Annotated in this window: 5 protein-coding genes; 1 reads left to right on the forward strand and 4 read right to left on the reverse strand. The window is 71.0% G+C overall.

All coding sequences use genetic code 11. From position 1 onward, the window contains the following. The coding region (locus VNW53_RS01735) for a cytochrome P450 (RefSeq protein WP_325553208.1) at positions 1-425 on the forward strand (425 nt) is incomplete at its 5' end. On the opposite strand, the gene VNW53_RS01740 is transcribed toward VNW53_RS01735, so the two are convergent. From VNW53_RS01740 to VNW53_RS01755, 4 genes are all read right to left on the reverse strand, one after another. After that, a complete protein-coding gene (locus VNW53_RS01740) occupies positions 422-1,240 on the reverse strand; it encodes an acyl-CoA thioesterase (RefSeq protein WP_325553210.1) in 819 nt (272 codons plus the stop codon). The genes VNW53_RS01735 and VNW53_RS01740 overlap by 4 nt on opposite strands. A gap of 107 nt (positions 1,241-1,347) precedes the next feature. After that, a complete protein-coding gene (locus VNW53_RS01745; protein ID WP_325553211.1) occupies positions 1,348-1,893 on the reverse strand; it encodes a glycine zipper 2TM domain-containing protein in 546 nt (181 codons plus the stop codon). Positions 1,894-2,045: 152 nt separating this feature from the next. Next, positions 2,046-3,146 carry a pyridoxal phosphate-dependent aminotransferase gene (locus tag VNW53_RS01750; protein WP_325553212.1) on the reverse strand — a complete coding sequence of 367 codons (1,101 nt, stop codon included), beginning with the start codon at positions 3,144-3,146 and terminating at the stop codon, positions 2,046-2,048. Between the two features lie 12 nt (positions 3,147-3,158). Beyond that, positions 3,159-3,845 (reverse strand): enoyl-CoA hydratase/isomerase family protein (locus VNW53_RS01755; protein ID WP_325553213.1); only part of this gene is annotated, 687 nt, incomplete at its 5' end.

Genomic DNA, 3,845 nt, shown 5'->3' on the forward strand with positions numbered 1-3,845 from the left:
ACCGCAAGCTGCGCGACAACCCCGGCTTGATCCCCTCGATGGTCTCCGAGACCATCCGCTGGCAGACCCCGCTCGCCCACATGCGCCGTCGCGCGCTTCAGGATTTCGAGTTCGGCGGCCAGACCATCCGCAAGGGCGACAAGGTGATCATGTGGTACGTCTCGGGCAACCGCGACGACGAGGTGATCGACCGGCCGAACGACTACATCATCGACCGCGAACGGTCCCGCAACCACATCTCCTTCGGCTTCGGCATCCACCGCTGCGTCGGCAACCGCCTGGCCGAGCTGCAGTTGAAGGTGATCTGGGAAGAGATCCTCAAACGCTTCCCGACCATCGAGGTCGTGGGCGAGCCCAAGCGGGTCTATTCCACCTTCGTGAAGGGCTACGAGACCCTGCCGGTGGTGATCCCGAGCCGCGTCTAGCGGTCCTCCACGCCTTCCCGCACCCGCACGATCAGCGACTGGCTGGCGGTGGCCATCAGCTCGCCGTCCTGGGCGAACAGGTACATGGCGCCGTGGCCGAAGCCGCCGTGAACGCCCAGGATGCGGATGTCGCAGAGCACCCACTCGGTGGGGACGATCCGGCGGATGCGCAGGGTGTTGTCCAGGCTGTTGCCCCCGGCGTTCTGGCCCAGCGCATTGCCGATGCCCGAGGGCACGTGGTCGGCGATGATCGCCAGCATCGTGGCGTCGATGGCGAACCGCTCGCGCGGCCGCACCCAGATCAACAGCCGGCCGTCCTCTTCCGCCGCGCCCTGGCGGTCGAAGCCGTAGTGGCCCTTGGCGACGCGTACCTCCATACGGCTGTGCAGGCCGTAGTGCGCTGCGCGCCAATGCTCGCCGGGTTCGCAGTCCTCGGGGCGCGGGACGTCGGGCATGGCCAGCCACTGCCGCGACAGGTCGCTCGGCCGCGCGCCGAGCGCGGCGTTGACCGTGAAGATCTCCTTGTCGCCCACATGGCCGATCACCCGGGCCTGGCTGCTGTGCTTGCCGGCGGCCGGCACCCAGACGTCAAGGTCCACCACGCTGGGCGGCCGGGCGTAGGACAGGTACTGCGCGGTGGCCCAGATCAGCGGCCGGCCGGTGGTGCGCTCCATGGCCCCGATCGCCGAGGCCAGGCCGACGCCGCCGAACATGAACATCTCGTCGGGCCGCCCGACGCAGACATCCGGCGTCAGGGGCATGAACCAGCGGTGCGGGTTGTGCGTGGCGCGCAGGTCGAAGAAGAGACGGTCCATGCCGCCTTCATGAGCCCACAGGCTCAAGGTTCGCAAGGCGCCCGGACACGGCGACGGCCGCACCCACCGAAGTGAATGCGGCCGCCGGTCAGGTCGTGGAGGGTCGGCTAGCGGTAGTTCGAATGCCAGTCGCCGTCCCGGTCACGGCCGCGATCCCGGTCGTGGCCGCGGTCGGAGCGATCCCGGCCATAGCCGTCGTCGCCGCGCGTCCGGTAGCCGTAGGCCGGCTGGGCGTAGCCGTAGCTCTGCTCGGTGTAGGCGTAGGTCGGCTCGACGTAGGCGTAGCTCGGTTGGGCGTAGGCGTAGCCCGGCTGGGCGTAGTAGCCGCTGCTGTAGGCCGGCGCCCGGTAGCCGCTGTTGTAGCCCTGATAGTCGCAGGACGAACTGGAGCTGCGCGCGATGCTGTTGCCGAGGAGCGCGCCGGCGACGCCGCCGATCGCGGCCCCGCCGGAGCGGCCGCCATGGTGGGCGGCGAGGTTGGAGCCCAGCACCGCGCCGGCGATGCCGCCGATGATGGCGCCGGCGGCGCCGTTGCCGCGGCTGTCCTGGCGGCAGTCGTTGGCGTAGCCATAGGGTTGCGCGAAGGTCGGGGTGGCCATGGCGCCGGCCGCGAGGGCGGCGATCACGGCGCCAGAAATTGCGGCGGCTTTCATGTCGTTCTCCAGTCTTGCTTGCGGCGGCGCCGAAGGGTCGGACCGCCTATGCGCTGGATTAAGAGCCCTCGCCGCTGAACCGGTTCTGAGGCCGCCGTTATCTGGGGTTCACCCCGCGCGAGGCCCCGGCCTCGGCCGGACGGGCCGCGCCCTCAGCCGCGCAAGGCCGCCGAGATCGCCGCCAGCCCCTCGCCCAGTTCCTCCGCCGTCGGCCAGCCGTAGCCCAGGCGGAAATAGCTGTCAGGCTGCTCGAACCAGTGGCCGGGCCCCACGTAGGCGCCGTGGTCTTCCAGCAGGCGGCGATAGAAGCCCTGCGTCCCGCCCGGCGGCTCGGCGGTCATCCGCGGGAAGCAGACCACGCCGCCGCCCGGCTTCACCCACTCCAGCCGGTCCTCGCCGGCCATCCAGTCGCTGACCGTCTCCAGCCGGCGGCGCATCTCCGCCAGGCGCGGCCCCAGGATCGCGGCGCGGTTCTCCATCACCTGCTCGGCGACCCACTGGTCCATGACGCTGCCGCAAATGCTGATCTGCTCGCTGGCCGCCAGGAACACCTCCTGCAACGCCGGGTCCCGGGTGGCCAGCCAACCGATGCGGATGCCCGGCACGCCATAGGCCTTCGACAGCGACGAGACGCCGATCACGTGCGCGCCCAACGACGCCGCCGGCGGCAGGGGCCCGTCGAAGGAAAGGTCGCGATAGGTCTCGTCCACCAACAGGCGGCAGCCGTGACGGGCCGTGAGGTCGACCAGCGCCCTCAGCTCGGCCTCGGTCAGCATCACGCCGGTCGGATTGTGCGGGCAGGTCACGCTGACGATCCTGGTGGCCGGCGTGATGGCGGCCGCCACCTTGTCCAGATCGATCCGGAAGCCGTCTTCGAAGGCCAGGTCGACGTGCGTGGTCGGGCAGCCGATGGCCCGCGGCGTCTCCAGGTTGGTGGCGTAGTTGGGCCGGATCACCACCAGGTGGTCGCCGGGCCCCAGCAGCGAGGTGGCGACGATGAACAACGCGCCGGCCGCTCCGGTGGTCACCAGGACGTCGGCCGCAGAAAGCCCCTGCCCGTCCGCCGCGATCAGGTCGCGCAGCCGCTCCCGTCCGCGGTGCTCGCCATAGAGCAGCGGCATGTCGGGGATCGTCAGGCCGAGATCCGACAGTTTCTGGTCGGCCACCGAGCTTTCCGAGAGGTTCCAGCGGATGCGCGCATAGCCGTACTCCTCCGGGCTCTCCACCTCGATCGGCATTCGGACGTAGCGCACGTGGGACGGCTCCTAGCTGCGCGTAAACACAGGGTCGCGGCGCTCGCGGAAGGCGGCGACGGCGGCCTTGTGGTCGGCCGAGCGGCGCAGGGTCCGGAGCTCCGGCGCGGCCATGGCGTTGAACGCGTCGGGCGACAGGTCCGGCGCGCGGCTGGCGGTGCGCTTGGTGGCCTCCACCGACAGCGGCGCGCGGCTGGCGATCCGCTCGGCCAGGGCGATGGCGGCGCCGCGCAGCTCGTCCGGGGCATGCAGGCCGGTGACCAGGCCATAGCGCTCGGCGGTCTCGGCGTCGTGCGGCGAGCCGGTCAGCAGCATGGCCTTGGCGCGGCTGACCCCGATCAGCCGCGGAAGGCGATAGGTGGAGGCCATCAGCCCGACGTTGACGCCGGCGCAGACGAACTTCGCCTCGGTGGACGCGAGCCGGATGTCGCAGCACAGCGCCAGCTCGAAGCCGCCGCCGACGCACCAGCCGTTGACGGCGGCGATCACCGGGGCGCGGCTGGCGTCCAGCCGGTCCAGCAGGCGGCCGAAGCCGGCCAGATCCTCGCCGCCGGGGCCGACATCCTTGAGGTCGTCGCCGCTGCAAAAGGCCCTGCCCCGTCCGGTGACGACGATGGCGCGGAGGTTGTCGTTGGTCTCGACCTCGTCCAGGGCCCGCATGAACGCAGCGCGCATGGGCGCTCCCAGCGGGTTCATCGG

It is taken from the genome of Phenylobacterium sp. (genome assembly GCF_035569475.1).
Lineage (GTDB): Bacteria > Pseudomonadota > Alphaproteobacteria > Caulobacterales > Caulobacteraceae > Phenylobacterium.